Here is a 22,917-nt window from a genome sequence, read left to right as displayed (position 1 = left end):
TGGAACGATTGCCGCCCGGCCGCAAGTCCGTATGTGACGTTAGGTTGACGTCGCGCACAGCCTCTCCATGAGGGCAGGTGCGCGCGGGCGGGCTATGGGCCTCAGATCGGTCGCAAGGCGGCGCTCAGGCCGCCGACCTCAGCTCGACGGGGCGAGCATCACCGGGGCGAGCGTCACCGGGGCGAGGCCCGGCAGGTCCGGGCCGACCGGGACGATACCGTTCGGGTTCAGCGACTTGATCGAGTAATAGCCGCGCTTGATGTGGTCGATGTTCACGGTGTCGCGGATGCCGGGCACGTCCAGCACCCGCATCATGTAGGCCTGCAGCGACGGGTAGTCGGTGATGCGCCTCAGGTTGCACTTGAACAGGCCGTGATAGGCGGCGTCGAAGCGCACCAGCGTCACGAACAGGCGGATGTCGGCCTCGGTGAAGCGGGTGCCGAGCAGGAACGGCCCGCCGCCGGCGAGGCGCTGCTCCAGCTCCGCCAGCATGCCGAACACATCGGCGAAGGCTTCCTCATAGGCGATCTGCGTGGTGGCGAAGCCGGTCCGGTAGACACCGTTGTTGAGGCGCGGATAGATCCGCTCGTTCAGCGCGTCGATGGCCTCGCGCAGATCGGCGGGGTAGAGGTCGACCCCCGCATCCGCCAGCGCGCCGAAGCCCGAATTGAACATGCGCACGATGTCGGCGGATTCGTTGTTGACGATGGTGCCGCGCTCCTTGTCCCACAGCACCGGCACGGTGGCGCGGCCGGTGTAGTGCGGGTCGGCGCGGGTATAGAGCTCATGCAGATAGGTGGCCCCGTTCACCGTGTCCGGCGTCGCGCCGGGCAGGCTCGACGACGTGCCGAAGCGCCAGCCCTCGTCGGTGAGCGCCGGCTCGACCACGGAGAGCGAGACGACGTCCTCCAGCTTCTTCAGCTTGCGGGCGATCAGCGCACGCGAGGCCCAGGGGCAGATCAGCGCGACATAGAGGTGATAGCGGCCGGGCGCGGCGGCAAAGCCGCCCTCGCCGGTGGGGCCGGGCGCGCCGTCCGGCGTCACCCAGTTGCGGAAGCCGGACACCTGGCGCACGAAACCGCCCTTGGCGTCCTTGGCCTGGACCGGATGCCAGTCGGCCGTCCATTTTCCGTCGACCAGCATGGCTGCGCTCCTCGGTGTCTGTTCCGGTTGTGTAAGGCAGGAAGCCGCCGGCGGATACCGGCGGCCTCGGGTGGCGGACGATGCGGTCGCGTCAGCGGGCGGCCGAGGTGGTGGGCTTCAGCGCCAGCGCACCGTCGCCGCCGAGCGCCACGGCGAGCAGGCCGACGATCCACAGCGCCAGGAATTCCCAGCCGCCATTCGGATTGGTGAAGAAGAAGCCGGCCGGGCCGTGCACGGTGACGATGGCGCCGAGCAGGATCGGGATGAGCGCGAGGGCGGCGATGCGCGGCCACAGGCCGAGGATCAGCGCCACGGCGCCGACGATCTCCCAGGCGATGGTGACATAGGCGAGCCAGCCGGGCAGGCCGAGCGAGCCGAAGAAACCGGCGGTGCCGGCCGGGGTGAACACGAACAGCTTCAGCCCGGCATGGGCCAGGAACAGGATGCCGAGCGCAAGGCGCAGCACGAAGACGGCATAGGGGGCCGTGCGCGTATCGATCATGACAGGATCCTTATCGAGGGAAACGGAAATCGCCGCGATCCTGCTCCCATCGGGCGCGCGTGATTATCCGGCTCGATCGAGAATGTTTCCTTCTGAAATGGAAGGAGTGGCGCGCTACCAGCCGTGGTCCCAGGCCGGCTCGCCGCGAAAGCGGGCGACGAGGAAGTCGACCAGCACCCGTACCTTCAGGGCGAGATGCCGTCCCGGCGGATAGAGGGCGAACAGCCCGTGCGGCGGCGGCTCGCTCGCCGACAGCAGCCGCTGCACCAGCCCGGCGCGCAGATGCGGGCCGGCGATGAAGCTCGGCACATTGGCGATGCCGAGGCCGGCGGTGGCGGCGGCGAGGCAGGCTTCGCCGCTGGAGAAGCGCAGCCGCCCGGCGATCGGCACGTCGAGGGTGCCGCCGTCCGGGATGGAGAACCGCCAATTGTGCGGATCGCGGAAATTGGTGTCGACGATGCAGTCGTGGCCGGCGAGATCCTGCGGGCGGAGGGGCGCGCCACGGGCGGCGAGATAGGCCGGCGCGGCCACCAGCACCACGCGGGCGTCGCACAGCTTGCGGGCGACGAGGCTGCTGTCGACCGGCGTGCCGATGCGCACAGCGGCGTCGTAGCCTTCCTCGACGAGGTCGACCACCCGGTCGGTGAAGCCGACATCGAGCCGGATCTCCGGATAGGCGCTGGCGAAATCGAGCAGCGCCGGGGTGAGCTGGATCGAGCCGAACGACATCGGCGCGGTGATGCGCAGCGTGCCTGTCGGCGTGCCCGACGCGTTGCGCACCGCCGCGTCGAGCGCGTCGAACTCCTCCAGCAGCGCCTTGATGCGGTGGTAATAGGCGGCGCCCACCTCGGTCGGCGCCAGCGCCCGGGTGGTGCGCTTGATCAACTGGATGCCGAGTTCGGCCTCCAGCCGCGACACCAGCTTGGATGCCTGGCCGCTCGACGTGCCCTGTCGTCGGGCGGCGGCGGCGAAGCTGCCGAGGTCGAGCACCGCCACCAGCATGCGGTCGCAATCCAGCCGTTCCATCGCACCCTTCCGTTGTGGCGGTAACGTAGGCCATTCCAGCATGATCGCTGCCGGATTGGAAATTCCGGGCCACGATCCGGGGCTCTCGCCCCCCACTATTGCTGCGGTACCCGTCGGGATAGGTTGGGCACCACCGGCGACTGGAGCGAGAAAGTCCGTGACTTTTCCTGAAATCGGCCTCGGCGATGTCGAGGCGGCGGCGGCGCGCATCGCCGGCGCGGTGGCGGTGACGCCCTTCGTGCATTCCGAGACGCTGTCGCAAAAGCTCGGCGCCGAGGTGTGGCTGAAGTTCGAGAATCTGCAGTTCACCGCCTCCTTCAAGGAACGCGGTGCGCTCAACAAGCTCCTGTCGCTGTCGGAGGCCGAGAAGGCGCGCGGGGTGATCGCCGCCTCGGCCGGCAACCATGCGCAGGGCGTCGCCTATCACGCCCGCCGCACCGGGGTGAGCGCCACCATCGTGATGCCGACCACTACGCCCAACCTCAAGGTGGAGCGGGTGCGCGAGCATGGCGCCCAGGTCGTGCTGCACGGCGCCGGCTTCGCCGAGGCCGCCGCCGAGATGGCGCGCCTCGCCCGCGAGGAGGGACGCACCATCGTCCACCCCTTCGACGATCTCGCCGTCATCGCCGGACAGGGCACGGCGACGCTGGAGATGCTGCGCGCGCAGCCGATGCTCGACACCCTCGCCGTGCCGATCGGCGGCGGCGGGCTGATCGCCGGCGCTACCGTGGTCGCGCGGGCGCTGCGGCCGGACATGCGGATCGTCGGCGTGCAGTCGGAGATCTTTCCCGGCATGGCGCGGGCGGTCGGGCGCTATACCGGCGAGCCGGCGCCGGGCTCGTCGGTGGCGGAGGGCATCGCCGTCGTCGATCCCGGCCAGATCACCCGCGCCATCGTGCGCGACGGGGTCGACGGGATCGCGGTGGTGAGCGAGGACGCCATCGAGGAGGCGATCGCGCTGCTGCTCGGCATCGAGAAGACGCTGTGCGAGGGCGCCGGTGCCGCCGGTATTGCCGCCATGCTGGCGCGGCCGGAGCTGTTCGCCGGCCGCCGGGTCGGGGTGATCCTCTCCGGCGGCAATATCGACACCCGCGTGCTGGTGGCGGTGCTCCAGCGTCATCTCACCCGCTCCGGCCGCATGGTGCGTATCCGCGCCGAATTGCCGGACCATCCCGGCGCGCTCGCCCGGCTCACCGCCGTGGTGGCCGACGAGGGCGGCAACATCTACGAACTGCGCCACGAAAGGCTGGCGGCGGCGAGCCGTGCCAAGGAGAGCTCGGTGTCGCTCGATGTCGAACTGCGCGATCCTTCCGACCTGCCGCGCCTGCTCGACAAGCTGGCGGCCGAGCAGTTTCGGGTGCGGCGCGACGAGTTCTGACGCCCCAGCGCGGGCGGAGGCTCGCCGCGCTCGCCGTGACATCCATCGCGAAGCTGCCGATACCCAAGTCGAGCGAGAATAATGGACGCACGCGCGCAAAAACAAAGCGCGACGATGTCGCATCGTCTCATGTGCAAGCCATTCGTTTGACTATTTCGCGTATACACGAACGCGCCTATTGTCTGAAAATGCGCAAGAGTGGCACAAAGCTGCGTACGGGGACGTGAGGCCGGGGAGACGTGGAGGCGTGATGGGCCGGCCGGGTGGTTTGTGGCGGCGAGTGCTCATTGCCTTGGTCGCGCTGGTATTGTGCGGCGGCGTGGTGCTGGCGGCTGCGACCGATGACGGAACCATCAAGCTGCAGATCGTCGGCGGCCTCGCCGGCGTCACCCAGTTCACCAAGCTCGAGAAGCCCTTCTGGGAGAAGGAGATCGCCGAGCGTTCCGGTGGGCGCATCACCGCCACCATCAAATCCTTCGACGCCGGCGGGCTGCGCGGCCAGGAAATGCTGCAGCTGATGCGCCTCGGCGTGGTGCCGTTCGGTACCGTGCTGCTCAGCATCGCCTCGTCCGACGATCCCGAGCTGAACGCCGTCGATCTGCCGGTGCTCAATCCCGACATGAAGACGCTGCGCCGGACGCTGGGCCTGTTCCGCGAGCATCTGGGCACGGTGCTGCGCACGCGCTACGGCATCGAGCTGCTGGCGGTCTACGCCTATCCGGCGCAGGTGCTCTATTGCGACAAGCCGTTCACCGGGCTCGACGATCTCTCCGGCCGCAAGGTGCGGACCTCGTCGATCGCCCAGTTCGAGCTGATGAACGCGCTCGGCGCGGTGCCGGTGGTGGTTCCCTTCGCCGAGATGACGAACGCTCTTGAGGACGGGGTGGTGGACTGCGCCATCACCGGCACGCTGAGCGGCTTCGAGATCGGGCTCCCGGAGGTCACCACCCATGTGCACGCCATGGCACTCAGCTGGGGGCTCTCCTTCTTCGGCGCCAATTTGACAGCATGGAAGGCCCTGCCGCCCGATGCGCAAGCCATCATCCGCACCGGCGTCGCCGATCTTGAGCGCCGCATCTGGCAGCAGGCGGAGGCGGACACGCAGCGCGGCCTCGCCTGCAATACCGGCAAGATCGTCTGCACCACGCCGCTGAAACGACCGATGACATTGGTGCCGACCTCGGCCGCCGACGAGGATCGCCGCGCCCATCTCCTGCGGGAGGTGGTGCTGCCGCGCTGGATCGAACGCTGCGGCGAAGGCTGCGTGAAGGCCTGGAACACTTACATCGCCCCAACCCTCGCCATCGAAGCCAAGGCAAAGTGAACGGTGAACGCTGCAGCCAACGGTAAGCGATGATCTGGCACCGCCTCCAGCTGATCGTCATTGTCGGCACCGCCATCATTCTGGTGGTGATGGCGGTCGGAATGGCGGCGCTGCTCGAACGCGGCGAGCGCGGCGCGCTGGCGGCGGCGGAAACCTCGCTCACGCGCACGGCGCAGGCGGTCGAGAACGCGCTGAACCGCCAGCTGCTGCAGGTTCACGGCGCGCTGGCCAGCCTGCCGACCCTGTTCGCGGCGGCCAAGGCCTCGCCGGAAACGCCGGAGGTCGCCGGGGACCTGCTGCGGGGGGTGAATTTCCAGACCCTAGCCTATCACGACCTGCTGCTGGTCAATCCCGCCGGCCGGATCCTGGTGTCCGCCCGGGCGCGCAGCAACGGGCGGACGCTGCCCTTCGGAGCCGCCGAATTCGGCGCCGGGCCGACGGCGCTGATCGGCCCGGTCCGCAATCGCATCACCGGCGACTGGGCGCTCTACGTCTCCCGCATCGTCGCCGACTGGAAGGACGTCACCCCGGTGGCCGAAGTGCCGCTGCCGACGCTGATGGGACTGCTCGGCGAAACCGGCATCGATCCGCGCATGCGGATCCAGCTGGAGCGGCCGAACGGCCAGCTCATCGCCGCCCTACCGCATGACGAACTGCGCACCGGCCAGATCGCTCCGGGCGCGCTCGGGACCCATACGCCGGACGGCCGGGTTTTCGTGGTGGCTGGACATGGCGAGGAAGGCCGGCAATTGGCGGTGGTCCGCGCCTCGCTCTATGACGATGTGCGGGTGGTGCTCACCGCTGGCCGGCAGGCGATGCTGGAGGACTGGCAGCGCGACCGCGACCGCCTGGTCGTCGCGACCGTGTTGGGCGGATTGCTGCTCACCGCCTTTTCGAGTGCGCTGCTGGTGGCGCTGCGTCAGCGCGAGCGGAGCGACGCCGAGCGCACGCGGGCGGCCACGGTGCTGTTGAACGCCATCGACGCGATGTCGGACGGCTTCGTGATGTGGGACGAGCAGGACCGGCTGGTCACCTGCAACCAGCGCTATCGCGACGTCTATCCGCTGATCGCGCCGTTCCTGCTCCCCGGCACGCGCTATGAGGACATCATCCGCCAGGGGGTGCAGGTCGGGCAGTTCCCCGATGCCGGCGGCGATGTCGATGCCTTCGTGACGGAAATGGTCGAGTGGCATCGCGGTGGCGCCGGGACCATCGAGCGCCGCCTGCCGGACGGGCGCTGGATCCTGGTGCGGGAGCGCCACACCGCCGATGGCGGTATCGTCGGCATCCGAACCGACGTCACCGCGCTGAAGACCATGCTGGCCGAACTCGCCGAAGCCAATGCACGCGCGACCGAGGCGGCGGAGGAGGCGCAGCGGCAGAATGCGGCGCTCACCGAGCGCGAGGGCCGTATCCGCTTCCTCGCCCATCATGACGACCTGACCCGCCTGCCGAACCGGGTGCTGTTCCGCGAGCGTGCCGAGGCCGCGCTGCGCGCCACCGCCGGACAGGGTGTGCGCCTGGCGCTGCTCTATCTCGACCTCGACCGCTTCAAGGACGTCAACGACACGCTCGGCCATCCGGTCGGCGATGCGCTGTTGCGGGCGGCGGCCGAGCGGCTGCGCGGCTGTGTCGGCGATTCCGAACGGATCGCCCGGCTCGGCGGCGACGAATTCGCGGTCATCAGCCTTGATCCGGCCCCCTCGCAGGAGGCCGAAGCGCTGAGCGGGCGCATCATCGAGGCGTTGAGCGAGCCCTACGCGATCATGGGGCACACCATCGCGATCAGCGTCAGCGTCGGTATCGCCCTCGCCGACGGCGCCGAGGCCGACGCCGACGGCCTCCTCAAGCAGGCCGACCTCGCCCTTTACGAAGCGAAGGCGAAGGGGCGGGGCACCTATCGCATCTTCGTGCCGGAAATGGACGAGCATCTGCGCGCCCGGCTGGAGATGGAGGCCGATCTGCGGGAGGCGCTGGCGGCACAGCAGTTCGAGCTCTTCTATCAGCCGATCTACGAGCTGGCGAATGCGCGGCTGCGTGGCTTCGAGGCGCTGCTGCGCTGGACGCATCCACGGCGCGGGGCCGTCTGCCCGGCTCGTTTCATTCCACTGGCCGAGGAAACCGGGCTGATCGTCGATATCGGCGCTTGGGTTCTGCGGCAGGCCTGCGCCGACATCATGCTGCTGCCGGGCGACCTCAAGGCGGCGGTCAACATTTCCCCGGTGCAGCTTGCCTTCGGCGACATCGTCGCGACGGTGGGCGAGGTGCTGCGCGAGACCGGCCTCGATCCGGCCCGGCTGGAACTGGAGATTACCGAGACCGCGCTGTTCGCCGACGACCAGCGCAACCTGGATGTCCTGCGCCGCCTGCGGGCGCTCGGCGTGCGCGTCGTGCTCGATGATTTCGGCACCGGCTATTCCAGCCTCAGCCATCTCCGCCAGTTCCCGCTCGACAAGATCAAGATCGACCGCTCCTTCGTGCAGGAGATGACCTATCGCTCCGACAGCGCCGCCATCGTCGATGCCCTCGCCGCGCTGGCGGTGCGCCTCAACATGACCACGACGGCCGAAGGCATTGAGACCGCCGAGCAATTGGACGTGGCCCGTCGGGTCGGCTGCACCGAAGGGCAGGGATATTTTCTCGGCCACCCGCAGCCGATCCGCTTCGCCTTCGCCGCGGCGACGGAAACGTTGCGGCACTTGGTGTGATCGCGGACCGTATCTAAAAATTTCCAATTAATACAATCGAGTAGCCGATGGTCGGCGTGACGTTCGGCGGGGCAACAGTCGCGTGTCGCCAGTGCCCGCGCCTCCTCGTCCCGAGTGCTGCTTTGCGACGAGCCGACCTCGGTGCCCAATCCCAGATTGTCGCTGGACGTGGTGGAAGTGCTGGCGCAACTCGCTTGCGAGGGAACCATCGTACTGATCGCCACCCACGACCTGCGCCTTGCCGCCCACGGGGCACAAGAGGCAGCGCTGGTCTACGCCGGCGAGGTGATGGAGACTGGGGCGGCGGCGCAGCTCTTCGGCCGTCCGCAGCGGGAGTGCACCGCCCGCTGCTTACCCGCGCCGGGGTATGGCGTGTGCCCGGTTGAGGCCTGCCTCGGGCGGAACTTGCGTGCCGGCGGCGCGTTCGACGCTTGAGCCTCTTCGCGCGGGAGTCGTGAGCTGTGCTTTCCGTGTCGTCGCTGCGCCGAGCGGCGGAGGGGCGGGTAGGTAAATCGTGCGATATCAATATGTTGAATCGAGAATGGCGGCTGCCGTTCCACGGAGGACGCGGCCATGGTGGTGAAGGAGTTCACCTCGCTCGCGGCATTGAACGACGCTTTGCAGGCGGCGTTGACGCCGGGGCCAGGGATCGGGCGGGTGGTGGTCGGGGAAGGGGCGGTGCCGTCGCCCATCGCTCTTGTCGGTGAGCAGCCGGGTGACGAGGAGGACCGGCAGGGCCGTCCCTTCGTCGGGCCAGCGGGCCGCGTTCTCGACCGCGCTCTCGCGGATGCCGGCATTGAGCGGCGGCTGGCTTATGTCACTAACGCCGTGAAAAGGTTCAACTTTGTCGAGCGCGGCAAGCGCCGGCTGCACCGCAAGCCGAATGCCAGCGAGGTGACGCAGGAGCGCTGGTGGCTGGAGCGGGAGCTCGCTTTCGTCCAGCCGGAGGTGGTGGTCGCGCTCGGCGCCACCGCCGGGCTGGCGCTGGCGGGCCGGCGGGTCACGGTGACGCGGGAGCGTGGGCCGCTGACCTTCGGTCGCCGGCGGGGCGTTCTCACCGTGCACCCCTCCTATCTGCTGCGCATGCCGGACGAGGCGGGGAGGAAGGAGGCCTATGACGCCTTCGTCGCCGATCTGGTTTGCGCGCGCGAGATGGCCCAGCAGGCGGGCCGGACGGCAGTACGGTGAGGTGGACGATGGGAACGACCGGGTATCGGCTTTGTCCGATGCGGACGATCAGCGCGCGCCGAGCACCATCTCGCGGAACCAGCCGAGCAGCAGGCTGGAATAGGCCTCGCGGAATTCCTTGCCGGAGAGGGCATGATCGGCCCCCTCGATGACCCGGTAGGTGAGGGACCGGGACTGGCGGAAGGCGGCGAGGTAATTCGCCACCGTCGCGTGCGGAACGAGGTCGTCATGCTCGGATTCGATCGCCAGCACGTCGCCCTGGAAGCGGGTGCAGGCGGCCAGCGCTCGGTTGTCCTCCGGTTCCACCCGCGAGTTGCGGTAGGTGGTGAGGTCGAGGCGGTCGAGGCGGCCCTTGGCGAGCGCCCAGTGCTCGTCGCGATACAGGGCGGGCACCCGCAGCGACAGCCAGCGCACCGGGCGGAACGAGGTGAGGACGGTGGCGAGATAGGCGCCGTAGCTGGAGCCGATCACCGCCATCGCGCTCCTGTCGACCAACGGGTGGGCGGCGAGGGCGTCATAGGCGGCGATGGCGTCGTGCAGGTTCTGCCGGGGCGTGACGTTCATGCGCATCGCTTCGGTGGCGGCGTGGCCGCGCAAATCGAAGGTGAGGCAGACGCAGCCGAGCTCGGCGATGGCCTTGGCGCGCTTGAGGTCGCCCTGCTGGCTGCCAGTCCAGCCATGCACGAACAGCACGCCGGGCACGCCGGTTCGCGGCACGGCGAAGGTGCCGTCGATATGGTCGCCGTCGACGGGAATGCAGAGCTTCTCACGATGCACGGTAGCGAGTCTCGATGGTGGCGTATTTGACGAGGGGGCCGAGATCGGCGTCGTCGCCCCGGTAATAGATGAAGCTGCCCTGCGGCGGCCGCTGGCCCTCGCCGTAGCGCTCGACGCAGGCGGCACGCACGCCGCCGAGGCCGGGATCGTCGTGGAAGGCCTCGAAGGCGGCGATCTCGGCACCGGAGGCGCCGCCGATACGCCAGGACTGCTCCAGCACGCCAATGCGCTGCGCGCCGCGCGCGTCGCGGCCGGAAATCACGTCGTAATTGCGCCGGGAAGCGATCAGGCCGGGGAAATGCTCCATCGCCGCGCGGTCATAAACGAGGGCGCATTCGACCGCGCGGTGGGTCGGCGCATCGAGCTTCAGCGCCAGCAGCCGGTCGAACGCGCCGGGCAGGACCATCAGCGTCGAACCGCCATAGGCGGTGGCACCGTCATTGTCGGTCGTGGTGTCCTGCCGCCCGACATAGGACAAGAGAGTGTCGCCGAGCCGCACCTGGCCGACACTGAAGGTGAAGGGGTCGGCGAGGTCCTCTTCCAGCACCAGTCCGTGGCGGGCGATGTCGGCGGGATCGAGGTCGCCGATGGCGGCGTCGAGCGCTTCGACGCTGTCGATGAGCGTCTGGCCGTGGCCGCCATCGGCCCAGCCGGGCTTGAGCCGCACCGTGCCGGCTTCCAGCAGACGGCGTCCGGCGCGACGGGCGCTCCCACTGTCGAAGGCGGAGAAACCGGACAGCACCACCTCGCCGATGGCGTCGCCAAAGCGCGGCGACCAGCCTTCCGGCCGCGTCGCTTCCGCGTCCACCAGCCCGTGAGTGATGGTCTTGCCGGCCTGCACGGCGTAGGGCACCAGCCCGCCATACAGATCGGCCTCGGTCTGGATGCCCAGCGCGGCGCCGGCCGGGCCGCCGACGAGCGTCGCCACCGGCACGGCATAGACATGCGGGCGGGACGCCGGATCGGGGAGGGATTCGAGAAACGGACTGCCGCGCAAGCGCGCGATCCGCCGGGCAAGCGCCTCGACCGCCTGCTGGCGGTGGTCGCCGGTGCGCGGGCCGTCGGGCACGAACACCACCGGCGTCCGCGCCGCGACCTCGGCCGCGAGGTGGGCGCCGGCGTCCCGCGCCGAACTCCTCCGCTCGCTGGCATCCCGGATTAGGGCGTCCCGGATTGGGGTGTCCTGCACGGGCGCATTCGATGTCGGCCTGTCGAGCATGCCCATCTCCGACCCCCGCTTGTCGCTGCCGATGCCGAGCTAACGGCCGGGGCGGCGAGGGGTTCCCCACGGGGCGGCCCGGCGCTTCCGGCGTCACGCAACTGTCATGCGGCTCGCTTAGCAGTGCCGGATCGTTCGCATCCGGATCCCTCATGTCCTCAGACACAAGCCCAGCGGTCTCGGTCCGCGGCCTCGGCCTGAGTTACGGCCCGGCGCGGATCCTCGACGAGGTCGGCTTCGACGTGGCGCCGGGCAAGGTGCTGGCGCTGCTCGGGCCTTCCGGCTGCGGCAAGACCACCCTGCTGCAACTGATCGCCGGGCTGCTGGTGCCGAGCGCCGGGCGGATCGAGATCCTGGGCGCGCCGGTGGCCGATGCCGCGCTCGGCCGCTTCGTGCCGCCGGAGGCGCGCGGCCTCGGCATGGTGTTCCAGGACTATGCGCTGTGGCCGCATATGAGCGTGGCGGCCAATGTCGCCTTCCCGCTGGAGATGCGTGGCGTGCCGGCCAGCGAGCGGCGCGCGCGGGTGGCGGCGGCGCTGGAGCGCGTCGGCCTCGGCGCCATGGCGGAACGCCGGCCTTCCGACATGTCCGGCGGCCAGCAGCAGCGCGTCGCGCTCGCCCGCGCCATCGTCGCCGAGCCGCAACTGGTGCTGTTCGACGAGCCGCTGTCCAATCTCGATCCCGAGCTGCGTGAGGCGATGGTGGGCGAGATCGGCGCGCTGGTCGCTCAGCTCGGCCTCACCGCCATCTATGTGACGCACGACCGCACCGAGGCCTTCGCTCTCGCCGACGAGGTCGCGGTGATGCGCGGCGGGCGCATCGCCCAGCTCGCCGCGCCGGAGGCGCTGACCGCCGCGCCGGCCAGCCCGGAAGTGGCGGAGTTCCTCAATCTCGGTTGCGTGCTGCCGGTGCGCCGCGCCGCCGAGGGCTGGATGATCGAAGGCACCAGCATGAGCGTCGGCCCCGGCGGGCCGGCGGCGGACACCGCGCGGCTGCTGCTGCCCGGCCGGGCGACGCTGGTCGGCCCGGCAGTGGAAGGGCGCCCGCGCGCCGAGGTGATCCGCAGCCGCTTTCGCGGCGACGGCCATGTGCTGACGCTGCGCCTCTGCGGCACCGCGCTCGACATCCAGATCACCAGCCCGCGCCGCGCCGCCCTCGGCGAGATCGTCGGGCTGTTCTGCCCGCCGCAGGATCTGCGCTGGTTCGCCGATCCCGCCACCCCATCCCCTGCGGCCTCATCGGCCGCCGCCTAGCTCCAGGAGCCGATCATGCGCGCCCTTTCCCTCGCTCTCGCCCTCGGCGCGTCGCTCGTCGCGACCACCGCCGCTTTCGCCGACATCACCGTCTATTCCGCCGGCCCCGGCGGGCTGATCGACAAGCTGGCCGCCGGCTACACCGCCAAGACCGGCGTGAAGGTCAACGTGTTCCAGGCGACCACCGGCAAGATCATGGCGCGCATCGAATCCGAGGCCGCCAACCCGGTGGTCGACGTGCTGATCTCGGCCTCGTGGGATACCGCCACTGACTTCGCCAAGCGCGGCTGGCTGATTGCTTACACCAGCCCGAACGCCGAGAAGGTGCCGGCCTTCCTGAAGAACGACACCGCGGTGGCGCAGGGCATCTCGGCGCTCGGCATCGCCTGGAACCCGGCCTCCGGCACGCCGAAGCCGACCGAGTGGGCCGACCTGACCAAGCCGGACTACAAGGACCTCGTCACCATTCCCGACCCGGCGCAGTCCGGCGCCTCCTTCGAGCTCACCGCCGCGCTGCAGGCCAAGGATGGCTGGGATCTGTTTAAGGGCCTCGCCGCCAACGGCGCCATCGTCGCCGGCGCCAATGCCGAGGCGCTGAACCCGGTGATGCAGGGCGCCAAGGCGGCGGTGTTCGGCGCCGTCGATTACATCTCGCTGGCCGCCAAGGCGAAGGGCGAATCCATCGACGTGATCTTCCCGGCCTCCGGCACGGTGATCGCGCCCCGCCCGATGATGATCCTCAACTGGTCGAAGCAGCAGGACGACGCCAAGAAGTTCATCGACTACGTGCTCTCCGACGAGGGCCAGAAGGCGGTGGCGGCGACCTATCTGATGCCGGCGCGCACCGACGTGAAGGCCAACCGGCCGCTGATCTCCGAGCTGAAGATCCTGCCGGTCGACGCCGCCGCCGTCTATGGCAAGCGCGACGCCACGCTGGCGGAGTTCGCCAAGGTGTTCGGCAAGTAAGGCATCCGGGATGCGCGCGGCGGCGGCGAAGGCGGGGGGCCACGGCCCGATCGGCTGGATCGCGGGGGCGAGCCTCACGGTGATCGTGGCGGTGCCCTTCGTCTTCATCGTGCTGCAGGCGATCTTCCCCGAGCTGGGGCGCGGCTCGTTCGCCGCGCCGTTCCAGCACGTGCCGAAGCTGCTCGCCGACCCGGCGCTCATCCGCCTCGCCGGCAACACGCTGATCATCGGTCTGGGCGTCGTCGCCGGCTGCACGCTGATCGGCGTGCCGCTCGCGGTGGCGCGGGCGCTGTTCAAGGTGCCGGGCGCGCTCCTCTGGGACGTCGCCTTCTTGGTGCCGTTCATGATCCCGCCCTACATCGCCACGCTGGGCTGGATCATGACGATGCAGCCGCGCGGCTATCTCCAGCAACTGACCGGGATCAATCTCGGGCCACTGCTGTTCTCGGTGCCGGGCATGGTCCTCATCATGAGCCTCAACCTGTTCCCGGTGGTGTATTTCGCGGTGTCGCGCACCATCGAGGCGGTGGGCACGCGTTATGCCGATGTCGGCCGGGTGTTCGGGGCGCGGCCGGCGCGGGCGTTCTGGCGCATCACCCTGCCACTGGCGACGCCGGGACTGGCGGCGAGCCTGCTGCTGGTGTTCGCGCTCGCCATCGAGGAATACGGCACGCCGGCGGCGCTCGGCACCCGCTTCGGCTTCCAGGTGCTGGTGACCGGCATCGAGGGGCGGATCGCCGACTGGCCGATCGACCTGCCGGGCGCGGCGGTGCTGTCGCTGCTGCTGGTCGGGCTGTCGCTGGTGGCGTTCCTGATCCAGCGGCGCATTCTGTCCTCGCGCAATTTCGATACCGTCGGCGGCAAGCCGCAGGCCAAGGACAAGCGGGCGCTCGGCCCATGGGCGCTGCCGGTGGCGCTGGCCTTCGCGCTGGTGGCCCTGCTGGCGACCGGACTGCCGCTGGCCGCCATCCTCGCCACCGCGTTGTCGAAGACGATTTCCGGCGGGCTGAAGCCCTCGAATATGGGCCTGCAGAATTTCGAGGAGGTGCTCGGCAATGCCGGCGGGGCGCTGCAGGCGCTCGGCAATTCGCTGAGCCTCGGCATCGGCACGGCGCTGGTCGCCGGGGCGCTGGGCGCGCTCACCGCCTATGCGGTGGTGAAGGGGCAGGGGCGCGGCCGGCCGGTGCTCGACGCGCTCGCCATGTTGCCGAGCGCGTTGCCCGGCGTCGTCGTCGCGGTGGGCATGATCCTCGCCTGGAACCAGCCATGGCTGCCCTTCACCCCCTACAACACCGCCTTCATCCTGTTGTTGGCCTATTGCTGCATCTTGCTGCCGCAGCCGGTGCGCTACGCCACCGCCGCCTTCCAGCAGATCGGCGACAATCTGGAGGCCGCCGCGCGGGTGGCGGGGGCGGGGCCGCTCACCGTGTTTCGTCGCATCATGCTGCCGCTGATCCTGCCGAGCCTGATCACCTCCATGCTGCTGGTTTTCGCGGTGGCCTCGCGGGAACTGGTCGCCTCGCTCCTGGTGGCGCCGGTGGGGATGATGACCATTGCCGGCTATATCTGGCGGCAGTTCGAGCAGGGCTCCGTGGGCCTGGGGATGACCATGAGCTTCATCGCCATCGTGCTGACGACCTTGATCCCCATGCTGCTGATCGCCGCGCTACGGCGCTTCGCCGGCGCGCGCTTCACCGGGCTGCACTGATGGGACGCCTCGTCGCACTGTCCGGTTGGGGGGTGAAGGGGCCGGCCTGCTTCCTCGTGGAGGTCGAGGGCCGGCGGCTGCTGCTCGACCTCGGCGAGGGACCCGATGCCGGGCGGCGGCCGGATCTCGCCGGCGTCGGCGCGGTGGACGCCATCCTCATCTCGCACGGCCATGCCGACCATGTCGGCGCGCTCGACCTCGCGCCGCAGGTCGGCGACCCGCCGATCTACGCCACCGCGCCGGTGCGGGCGCTGGGCGACGCGCGGCTGAAGGGCGCGCGCGACCTACCCTTCGGCGGCGCGACGCGGATCGCCGGGCTGGAGATCGAGACCGGGCCGGCCGGCCACGCGCCGGGGGCGGTGTGGATGCGCATCGGCGGGCCGCAGGGGCTCGTCTACACCGGCGACTATTCCGCCGAGAGCGCGCTGTTTCCCTGCGTGCCGCCGCTGCCCGCCGCGGCGCTGGTGTGCGACGCCAGCTATGGCGACGCCGAGGAGCCGCTGGACCGGCAGATCGTCGAGCTCGTGGAGCGGGCGCGCCGGCGACCTTTGCTGCTGCCGGCGCCGCCGGCCGGGCGGGCGCTGGAGATGGCGCTGGCCTTCCAGCGCGCCGGGGTGCCGGTGGCGCTCTGCGCCGCCACCCGGGCGGTGGCGCGGGCGATGACGGAATATCCCGCCGCCGCCGTGCCGGCCTTGCGCGACTGGCCGGCGGAGCTGCTGGCGACCACGGAGGAACTCACCGCCGACAGTCGGCCGGCGGGCGCGATGATCGTCGCCGGGGCGCAGGCGGAGCGCGGGCTGTCCGCCGAGCTGACGCAGCGCTTCGCCGCCAGCGGCGAGGCCGACATCGTCTTCACCGGCCATGTCGCCGAGGGCTCGGCGGCCGAGCGCCTGATGGCGGCCGGGCACGCGACAGTGCGGCGCTGGAACGTCCACCCGACCGCCGGCGGGCTGCGCGCGCTGGTGGCAGCGGTCCGGCCCGGCGCGATGCTGCCGGCTTTCCTGCCGCAGGCGCGCATCGGCGCGGTGCCGCCGCTGTTCCCCGGCCTGTCTCTCGCCACCGAGCGGCCGGGGTTCTCCTGGTAGGCGGCGCGGTCGCCTAGAGGGCGGCCTCGGCGCCGGCGACCGGCCCGGCGCGCACCCGGTCGATGCGGTGCCCCTTGAGCGCCAGAACCTCGAACCGCCAGCCGCGCCATTCCACCGCCTCGCCGACAGTCGGAAGGTGCCCGAAGCGCTCCAGCACGAAGCCGGCCAGCGTCTCGAAATCGTCGCCGTCCTCGCGCAAATCGTCGAGGCCGAGGGCGCGCTCCACCTCGTCCACCGGCATGCGGGCGTCGAGCAGCCAGGAGCCGTCTTCCTGCCGCTGGGCGTAGGGGGTCTCCTCGCCGGCGAGCTCGGGAAGATCGCCGGCAATGGCGACGAGGATGTCGGTGGGCGTGACGATGCCTTCGAAGGTGCCATGCTCGTCCACCACCACCGCCATGTGCACCGGCGAGCCCTTGAACTGATCGAGCAGGCGCAGGATCGGCAGCGTCTCGGCAATGTAGAGCGGCTGGCGCAGCAGCGTCTCGATGTCGAGCGTGCCGCCGGCGCGGTGCTGGGCGAGCAGGTCCTTGGCGTGCACGACGCCGAGCACCTCGTCGATCTCCCCCCGGCACACCGGGAAGCGCGAGCGCCCGCTGCGGCGGATTTCGTCGAGGAGGACGTCCGGCGGATCGGCGACGTCCAGCCACACCGTGTCGACCCGCGGCACCATGATGGCGCGTACCGGCCGCTCGGCGAGGGTGAGGACGCGCTCGATCATCGCGCTTTCCTGCGGGCTGAAGGCGCCGGCCTCGCCCATGGTGGAGGCGATGACGGCGATCTCGTCCGAGGTCTGCGGCGCGCTATTCCCACCGCGCAGCAGGCGCAGCACGGCGCGGGAGGTGCGGTCGCGCAGGTCCATGGTGGTGACGCGCTTGCGCACATTGCGCCGGCCGATCTGGTTGGCCGCCTCGATGAGGATGGAGAAGCAGATGGCGGCGTAGAGATAGCCCTTGGGGATGTGGAAGCCGAGGCCCTCGACGATGAGGCTGAAGCCGATCATCAGCAGGAAGCCGAGGCAGAGGATGACCACGGTGGGATGCCGGCTGACGAAGCTCATCAGCGGCCGGCTCGCCAGCATCATCACGCCGACGGCGATCACCACCGCGATCATCATGATCGACAGCTCACGCACCATGCCGACCGCGGTGATCACGCTGTCGAGCGAGAACACCGCGTCGAGCACGACGATCTGCACGATCACCTGCCAGAACACGGCGTGGACCGGGCTGGAATCCTCGGCCTCGCCGCCGCCCTCCAGACGCTCGTGCAGTTCGGTGGTGCCCTTGAACAGGAGGAACAGGCCGCCGACGATCAGGATGACGTCGCGCCAGGAAATCTCGCTGCCGAGCACGGTGAACAGGGGATAGGTGAGCGTGACGATCCACGACACCGAGGCCAGCAGCGCGAGGCGCATGAACAGCGCCAGCGACAGGCCGAGAATGCGGGCCTTGTCGCGCTGCGCCGGCGGCAGCTTGTCCGCGAGGATGGCGATGAAGACGAGATTGTCGATGCCGAGAACGATCTCAAGAACGATCAGCGTCGCCAGGCCAGCCCAGGCGGCGGGATCGGCAATCCATTCGAACAGCATGGTTCCTTTTCCGGACAGGGAATCGATGTCGCCCACAAGGGCACGGCAGCTGCCACAGCGGGAAGACGGACGCCTTCACGAATGCGTGGACATCCCGACCTTGCGGCAGGGAGAGACTAACATCGCGGGTGGCCTTTTCCGCAACCCGCGAGAATGGGCGTGCGCCCTCAGCGAGGACGCAGCGGCGCCGGGCGGCCGGTGAGCACCAGCGCGACGCCGGCGAGAGCGACCACCGAGCCGGCGATCTGGCGCGGGCCGACGGCGTCGCCGGTGATCAGCACCCCGAGCGCCACGGTGATGATCGGCATGGCGAGGGTGAGCGGGGCGATCAGATTGGCGTCGTAGCGGCGCAGCAGCCCGTAATAGCTGGTGTGTGCCCACACCGTGACCACCACCACCGAGAACACCAGCGCCGCCAGGAACAGCCAGCCGCCGTCGAGCGAGGTGGCGAGCTGGTTGCTCTCCAGCGTCAGCGAAGCGAGCGCGAGCGGCAGCCACGAGATGACGCCGACCCAGGCTTGCAGCCGCAGCGGCTCGATGTGCCGCAGCCGCTTCAGCAGGATGCTGCCGACCGACAGCGACAGGGTGGAGCCGACAATGGCGAGCAGCCCGATCGAGGCGCGCATCTCGTCCGGGTTCCAGATCACCACCAATACGCCGGCGAGCGCGACGACGGTGCCGACCACCGCCTTGGTGGTCGTGCGCTCGCGCAGCACCGTCACAGACAGGATGGCGGTGAAGGGGATGCCGAGCTGCAGCACGATGGCGGCGCTCGACGGGGTGGAGGCGGTCAGGCCGAGGAACAGCAGGCCGAAATGGCCGGCGCCGACCAGCAGGGCGACGATGGCGATGCGGCCGAGCTGCTCGGGGAGCGGGCGCAGCAGCGGCGCCAGCACGCCGGCCACCAGCAGGAAGCGGATCGCCGCGTAGTAGATCGGCGGCACCGCCATGTGGACGAAGACCAGTTTGCCGATGACCACGTTCACCGCCCAGATGAAGCAGACGAACATAAGCAGCAGGAAATCGGCGCGGCGCATGACGGGATGACGGAAGCTGGCAGGAAACGGTGCGTCGGGCGACGCGGGCGGGCGCCGCCGGTGTAGCCGAGCGGCGGGCGGGGCGATAGGTGGGAAGGGCGTCGCGCTCAGCCCGAGCCTTCCGGGTGGTGGCAGGCGGCGAAATGGCCGTCGGCGAACTGGCGCAGCGGCGGCTCGGCACGGGAGCACAGCTCGCTAGCCTTCCAGCAGCGGGTGCGGAAGCGGCAGCCGCTCGGCGGGTTCATCGGGCTCGGCACGTCGCCCTTGAGCACGATGCGGGTGCGCGAGCGCTCGGCGCGCGGGTCCGGCAGCGGCACGGCGGAGAGCAGCGCCCGCGTATAGGGATGGCGCGGGCGGGCATAGAGGTCCTCCACGGAGGCGATCTCGACGATGCCGCCGAGATACATCACCGCCACCCGGCGCGAGATGTGCCGGACCACCGCGAGATCATGGGCGATGAACAGATAGGAGACGCCGAGCCGGCGTTGCAGGTCCTGCAGCAGGTTGAGCACGCCGGCCTGCACGGAGACGTCGAGCGCCGAGACCGGCTCGTCGAGCACGATCACCTTCGGCTCCAGCGCCAAAGCGCGGGCGATGCCGACGCGCTGGCGCTGGCCGCCGGAGAGTTCGTGCGGGTAGCGCTCGGCCATTTCGGGGGAGAGCTGCACCAGGGCGAGCAGTTCCTCGATGCGCGCGGCGAGCGCGGCGGCGGGCAGTTTCGCGAGGCGCAGGGATTCGGCGAGGAGACGCCGCACCTTCATGCGCGGATGCAGCGAGGCGAGCGGATCCTGGAAGACGATCTGCAGATCCTTACGGATGGCGCGCAGCTCGGCGGGGGAGGCGCTGGCGATGTCGCGGCCGTCGATGCGCACCTCGCCGGCGGTAGGGGTGATCAGGCGCATGATGCAGCGCCCGAGTGTCGACTTGCCGCAGCCGGACTCGCCGACCAGGCCGAGCGTCTCGCCGGCGCCGAGCTTGAACGACACGCCGGTGACCGCGCGCACATGGCCGGTCGGCTTGTTGAGCAGGAGGCCGCGCCCGACCGGGAAGTCCTTGACGAGGCCATGCACCTCGAGGATGGGGGCGGAGGCGGTGTTGGTTTCCATCATGCCGGCACCTCGGCGAACTCAGTGGCGCGCCAGCAGGCGCTTTCCACCGCGCCGGCCCGGCGCAGAGGCGGCACGCCCTCGCCGCATGGCGCGAGCGCGACCGGGCAGCGCGGGCGGAAGGCGCAGCCGCGCGGGCGGTTGAACAGCGAGGGCGGCGTGCCCTCGATGGCGGTGAGCGGCCCGTCGCCGCCGTCGAGACGGGGCAGGGCGGCGATGAGGCCGCGCGTATAGGGATGGCGCGAGGCGTGGAACACGTCGTCCACCGTGCCCTGCTCGACGATGCGCCCGCTATACATCACCGCGATGCGGTCGGCGGCCCCCGCCACCACGCCGAGATCGTGGGTGATGAGGATGAGGCCGATGCCGCGCTCCTCGCGCAATTTGTGCAGCACGTCCATGATCTGCGCCTGCACGGTGACGTCGAGCGCGGTGGTCGGCTCGTCGGCGATCAAGAGTTCCGGCCGGTTGGCGATCGCCATGGCGATCATGGCGCGCTGGCGCATGCCGCCGGAGAATTCGTGCGGATACTGGGCGGCGCGCCGGTCCGGCTGCGGGATGGCGACTTCCGCCAGCAGCTCGATGGCTCGATTCCATGCCGCCCGCTTCGACAGCGCGGCGTCATGCAGGCGCAGCGCCTCGACGATCTGCGCGCCGACGGTGAGCACCGGGTTGAAGGCGGTGAGGGGGTCCTGGAAGATCATGCCGATCTTCGCCCCGCGCAGCCGGTCCATCTCCGCCCGCGGGGCGCCGACCAGCTCGCGGCCGCGGAACTTCACGCTGCCGGTGATGGTCGCCGAGGGCGGCAGCAGGTGCATCAGCGCCATCATGGCGACGCTCTTGCCGGAGCCGCTCTCGCCGACGATGCCCAGCACCTCGCCCGGCTTCAGGCTGAGGTTGACGCCGCAGATCGCCTCCGCCGGCCCGCGCGCGGTGTTGAAGGTGACGCGCAGGTCGCGGATGTCGATGAGGGGCGTGGGGTCGAGGACTGTCATGATCGCCCTCAGTTGGAACGCGGATCGAGGAGGTCGCGCAGGCCGTCGCCGAGGAAGCTGAAGCCGAGCACCAAGGTGAGGATCGCCATGCCCGGGCCGAAGGCGACCCACCAATTGTAGAAGCGCGAGGCGCCCTCGGAGATCATCGAGCCCCATTCCGGGGTGGGCGGCGAGGCCCCGAGGCCGATGAAGCTGAGCGAGGCGGCGAGCAGCACCACCTGGCCGAAATCCATCGTCGCGTTGACGAGGATCGGCGTCCAGCACAGCGGCAGGATATGCACGCACAGCACCCGCGTATGGCCGGCGCCGCCGGCGATGGCGGCCTCCACATGCTCGCGCTCACGCACTTCCAGCACCTGCGCCCGCATCAGCCGGGCATAGATCGGCCACCAGACGATGACCATGGCGAGCGCGGCGTTGACGAGGCCGGGGCCGAGGATCGCCGCCACCGTCATGGCGAGCAGGATCGGCGGGAAGGCGACGGTGACGTCGACGAGGCGCATGATCAGCCCGTCGACCACGCCGCCGACATAGCCGGCGACGGCGCCGAGTGCCGCGCCGATGGCGACGCCGGCCGCCACCACGCCGATGGCCACCGGAACCGAGAACACCGCGCCGTGCAGCGTGCGCGAGAGCACGTCGCGGCCGAGCGCGTCGGTGCCGAGCCAGTGCGACAGGCTCGGCGCCTGCAGCCGCTTGCCGGCGATCTGCAGCGGTTCCGGCAGGCCCCAATACTGCACGCTCAGCGCGGCGATCACCCAGAACAGCACCACCGCGCCGCCGAACAGAGCGGGGGCGGGCAGCCGGCGCAGCGTGGCGAGCGCCCGCGCGGCAGCGCCGCGTAGGCGGCCGGCGGCGGGGAGGGCCATGTCGAGGGTTCGGTCCGTCATCACGCCCGCCTCACTGGAGCTTCACCCGGGGATTGGCGAGCGCATAGGCGAGGTCGGTCGCCAGATTGGCGAGCAGGAAGGCGAGCGAGCCGACCAGCGTGACGCCGATGATCGCCGGGAAATCCAGCGAGCGGGCCGAGGACACCGCGTAGGAGCCGATGCCCGGCCAGGAGAACACCGTCTCGGTCAGCACCGCGCCGGTGATGAGGTAGGCGAAGGAAAAGCCGATGATGGTCAGCGTCGGGATCAGCGCGTTGCGCAGCGCGTGATGCAGCATCACCCGCTTCTCGCCGGCCCCCTTGGCGCGGGCGGTGCGGATATAGTCCTGTCCCAGTACTTCCAGCAGGCTGGAGCGCACCAGCCGCACGATGACGCCGACCACCGACCAGCCGAGCACCACCGCCGGCAGCAGGAGGTGGTGCAGCGCCTCGATGAATAGCGGCAGGTCGCCGGCGAGCAGCGCGTCGACGGTGTAGAGGCCGGTGATGCCGGGCGGGGCGACGCTGCGGGCGTCGAGCCGGCCCGGGCCGGGCAGCCAGCCAAGTTGCACCGAAAACACGAAGAGCAGCAGCAGGCCCGACCAGAACACCGGCAGCGACGAGCCGATCAGCGCGAACATGCGCGCGAGATAATCGGCCGCGCGGTCGCGGTAGCGCGCGGCGACGACGCCGAGGGCGATGCCGAACAGGGTGGCGAAGCTCATCGCCGCCAGCACCAGCTCGAAGGTGGCGGGCAGCCGGTCGGCGAGATCGGCGCTGACCGGGCGGCGGGTGGAGAAGGAGGTACCGAGATCGCCCTGCACGAGATTGCCGATATAGAGGGCGTAGCGCTCCGGCAGGCTCTTATCGAGCCCCCATTTCTGCTTCGCCGCCGCCACCACTTCCGGGTTGTTCATCTGACGCTCGGGGACGATCGCGGAGAGCGGGTCGCCCTTGGTCATCTGCGACAGGAAGAAGGCGACGGTCGCCACCCCCAGCAGCAGCAGGGGGGTGGCGATGACGCGGCGAAGCACGAAGCGCAGCAT

20 protein-coding genes are annotated in these 22,917 nt (G+C 70.1%); 9 read left to right on the top strand and 11 right to left on the bottom strand.

Annotated elements, in window-relative coordinates; all coding sequences use genetic code 11:
- Positions 1 to 138: 138 nt before the first annotated feature.
- From LGR54_RS09450 to LGR54_RS09440, 3 genes are all read right to left on the bottom strand, one after another.
- Positions 139 to 1,143 carry a glutathione S-transferase family protein gene (locus LGR54_RS09450; RefSeq protein ID WP_230361719.1) on the bottom strand — a complete coding sequence of 335 codons (1,005 nt, stop codon included), beginning with the start codon at positions 1,141 to 1,143 and terminating at the stop codon, positions 139 to 141.
- Positions 1,144 to 1,234: 91 nt separating this feature from the next.
- Complete coding sequence (locus tag LGR54_RS09445) at positions 1,235 to 1,645, bottom strand: DoxX family protein (protein ID WP_230361718.1); 411 nt, start codon at positions 1,643 to 1,645, stop codon at positions 1,235 to 1,237.
- Between the two features lie 114 nt (positions 1,646 to 1,759).
- Complete coding sequence (locus LGR54_RS09440; protein WP_230361717.1) at positions 1,760 to 2,671, bottom strand: LysR family transcriptional regulator; 912 nt, start codon at positions 2,669 to 2,671, stop codon at positions 1,760 to 1,762.
- 157 nt (positions 2,672 to 2,828) lie between these two features.
- Here LGR54_RS09440 and LGR54_RS09435 point away from each other — a divergent pair, with 157 nt between their 5' ends.
- The 5 genes from LGR54_RS09435 (at position 2,829) to LGR54_RS09415 (ending at position 9,269) form a co-directional block, all read left to right on the top strand.
- Entirely contained in the window at positions 2,829 to 4,049 is a 1,221-nt protein-coding gene (locus LGR54_RS09435) for a threonine ammonia-lyase (protein WP_230361716.1), read from the top strand.
- Positions 4,050 to 4,329: 280 nt separating this feature from the next.
- Entirely contained in the window at positions 4,330 to 5,373 is a 1,044-nt protein-coding gene (locus tag LGR54_RS09430; protein ID WP_230361715.1) for a TRAP transporter substrate-binding protein, read from the top strand.
- A gap of 29 nt (positions 5,374 to 5,402) precedes the next feature.
- Positions 5,403 to 8,081: an EAL domain-containing protein gene (locus LGR54_RS09425; protein WP_230361714.1), complete on the top strand. Its 2,679-nt coding sequence runs from the start codon at positions 5,403 to 5,405 to the stop codon at positions 8,079 to 8,081.
- A 141-nt stretch (positions 8,082 to 8,222) separates the two neighbouring features.
- Positions 8,223 to 8,516, top strand: a complete 294-nt coding sequence (locus LGR54_RS09420; protein WP_230361713.1) for a hypothetical protein — start codon at positions 8,223 to 8,225, stop codon at positions 8,514 to 8,516.
- Positions 8,517 to 8,654: 138 nt separating this feature from the next.
- Positions 8,655 to 9,269: a UdgX family uracil-DNA binding protein gene (locus LGR54_RS09415; RefSeq protein ID WP_230361712.1), complete on the top strand. Its 615-nt coding sequence runs from the start codon at positions 8,655 to 8,657 to the stop codon at positions 9,267 to 9,269.
- A gap of 48 nt (positions 9,270 to 9,317) precedes the next feature.
- Here the strand turns inward: LGR54_RS09415 and LGR54_RS09410 are convergent, their stop codons facing one another.
- Both LGR54_RS09410 and LGR54_RS09405 read right to left on the bottom strand, forming a co-directional pair.
- Positions 9,318 to 10,046, bottom strand: coding sequence for an alpha/beta hydrolase (locus LGR54_RS09410; protein WP_230361711.1), 729 nt, complete (start codon positions 10,044 to 10,046; stop codon positions 9,318 to 9,320).
- A complete protein-coding gene (locus LGR54_RS09405) occupies positions 10,036 to 11,265 on the bottom strand; it encodes a DUF3182 family protein (RefSeq protein WP_230361710.1) in 1,230 nt (409 codons plus the stop codon). Before LGR54_RS09405 ends, LGR54_RS09410 begins: the two co-directional genes overlap by 11 nt.
- Positions 11,266 to 11,417: 152 nt before the next feature.
- Here LGR54_RS09405 and LGR54_RS09400 point away from each other — a divergent pair, with 152 nt between their 5' ends.
- The 4 genes from LGR54_RS09400 to LGR54_RS09385 are packed head-to-tail and all read left to right on the top strand — an operon-like array spanning position 11,418 to position 16,277.
- Entirely contained in the window at positions 11,418 to 12,518 is a 1,101-nt protein-coding gene (locus LGR54_RS09400; protein WP_230361709.1) for an ABC transporter ATP-binding protein, read from the top strand.
- A gap of 15 nt (positions 12,519 to 12,533) precedes the next feature.
- Positions 12,534 to 13,484, top strand: a complete 951-nt coding sequence (locus tag LGR54_RS09395; protein ID WP_230361708.1) for an ABC transporter substrate-binding protein — start codon at positions 12,534 to 12,536, stop codon at positions 13,482 to 13,484.
- A 10-nt stretch (positions 13,485 to 13,494) separates the two neighbouring features.
- Positions 13,495 to 15,192, top strand: a complete 1,698-nt coding sequence (locus tag LGR54_RS09390) for an iron ABC transporter permease (protein ID WP_230361707.1) — start codon at positions 13,495 to 13,497, stop codon at positions 15,190 to 15,192.
- Positions 15,192 to 16,277, top strand: a complete 1,086-nt coding sequence (locus LGR54_RS09385; protein WP_230361706.1) for an MBL fold metallo-hydrolase — start codon at positions 15,192 to 15,194, stop codon at positions 16,275 to 16,277. Before LGR54_RS09390 ends, LGR54_RS09385 begins: the two co-directional genes overlap by 1 nt.
- A 13-nt stretch (positions 16,278 to 16,290) precedes the next feature.
- Here LGR54_RS09385 and LGR54_RS09380 read toward each other — a convergent pair whose 3' ends face one another.
- The 6 genes from LGR54_RS09380 to LGR54_RS09355 form a co-directional block, all read right to left on the bottom strand.
- Positions 16,291 to 17,865, bottom strand: coding sequence for a TerC family protein (locus LGR54_RS09380; protein ID WP_230361705.1), 1,575 nt, complete (start codon positions 17,863 to 17,865; stop codon positions 16,291 to 16,293).
- A gap of 167 nt (positions 17,866 to 18,032) precedes the next feature.
- Positions 18,033 to 18,902: a DMT family transporter gene (locus LGR54_RS09375; protein WP_230361704.1), complete on the bottom strand. Its 870-nt coding sequence runs from the start codon at positions 18,900 to 18,902 to the stop codon at positions 18,033 to 18,035.
- A 107-nt stretch (positions 18,903 to 19,009) separates the two neighbouring features.
- Positions 19,010 to 20,011, bottom strand: a complete 1,002-nt coding sequence (locus tag LGR54_RS09370; protein ID WP_230361703.1) for an ABC transporter ATP-binding protein — start codon at positions 20,009 to 20,011, stop codon at positions 19,010 to 19,012.
- The gene (locus tag LGR54_RS09365) at positions 20,008 to 21,003 is read right to left on the bottom strand and encodes an ABC transporter ATP-binding protein (RefSeq protein ID WP_230361702.1); all 996 of its coding nucleotides are present in this window, start codon (positions 21,001 to 21,003) and stop codon (positions 20,008 to 20,010) included. Before LGR54_RS09365 ends, LGR54_RS09370 begins: the two co-directional genes overlap by 4 nt.
- Positions 21,004 to 21,011: 8 nt before the next feature.
- Positions 21,012 to 21,893, bottom strand: a complete 882-nt coding sequence (locus tag LGR54_RS09360) for an ABC transporter permease (protein WP_230361701.1) — start codon at positions 21,891 to 21,893, stop codon at positions 21,012 to 21,014.
- A 10-nt stretch (positions 21,894 to 21,903) separates the two neighbouring features.
- A complete protein-coding gene (locus LGR54_RS09355) occupies positions 21,904 to 22,917 on the bottom strand; it encodes an ABC transporter permease (RefSeq protein ID WP_230361700.1) in 1,014 nt (337 codons plus the stop codon).

The sequence above is a fragment of the Ancylobacter sp. Lp-2 genome (genome assembly GCF_020523795.1).
GTDB lineage: Bacteria > Pseudomonadota > Alphaproteobacteria > Rhizobiales > Xanthobacteraceae > Ancylobacter.
Note: the sequence above shows the minus strand (reverse complement) of the source record. Positions and strands in the feature narration are given on the sequence as shown.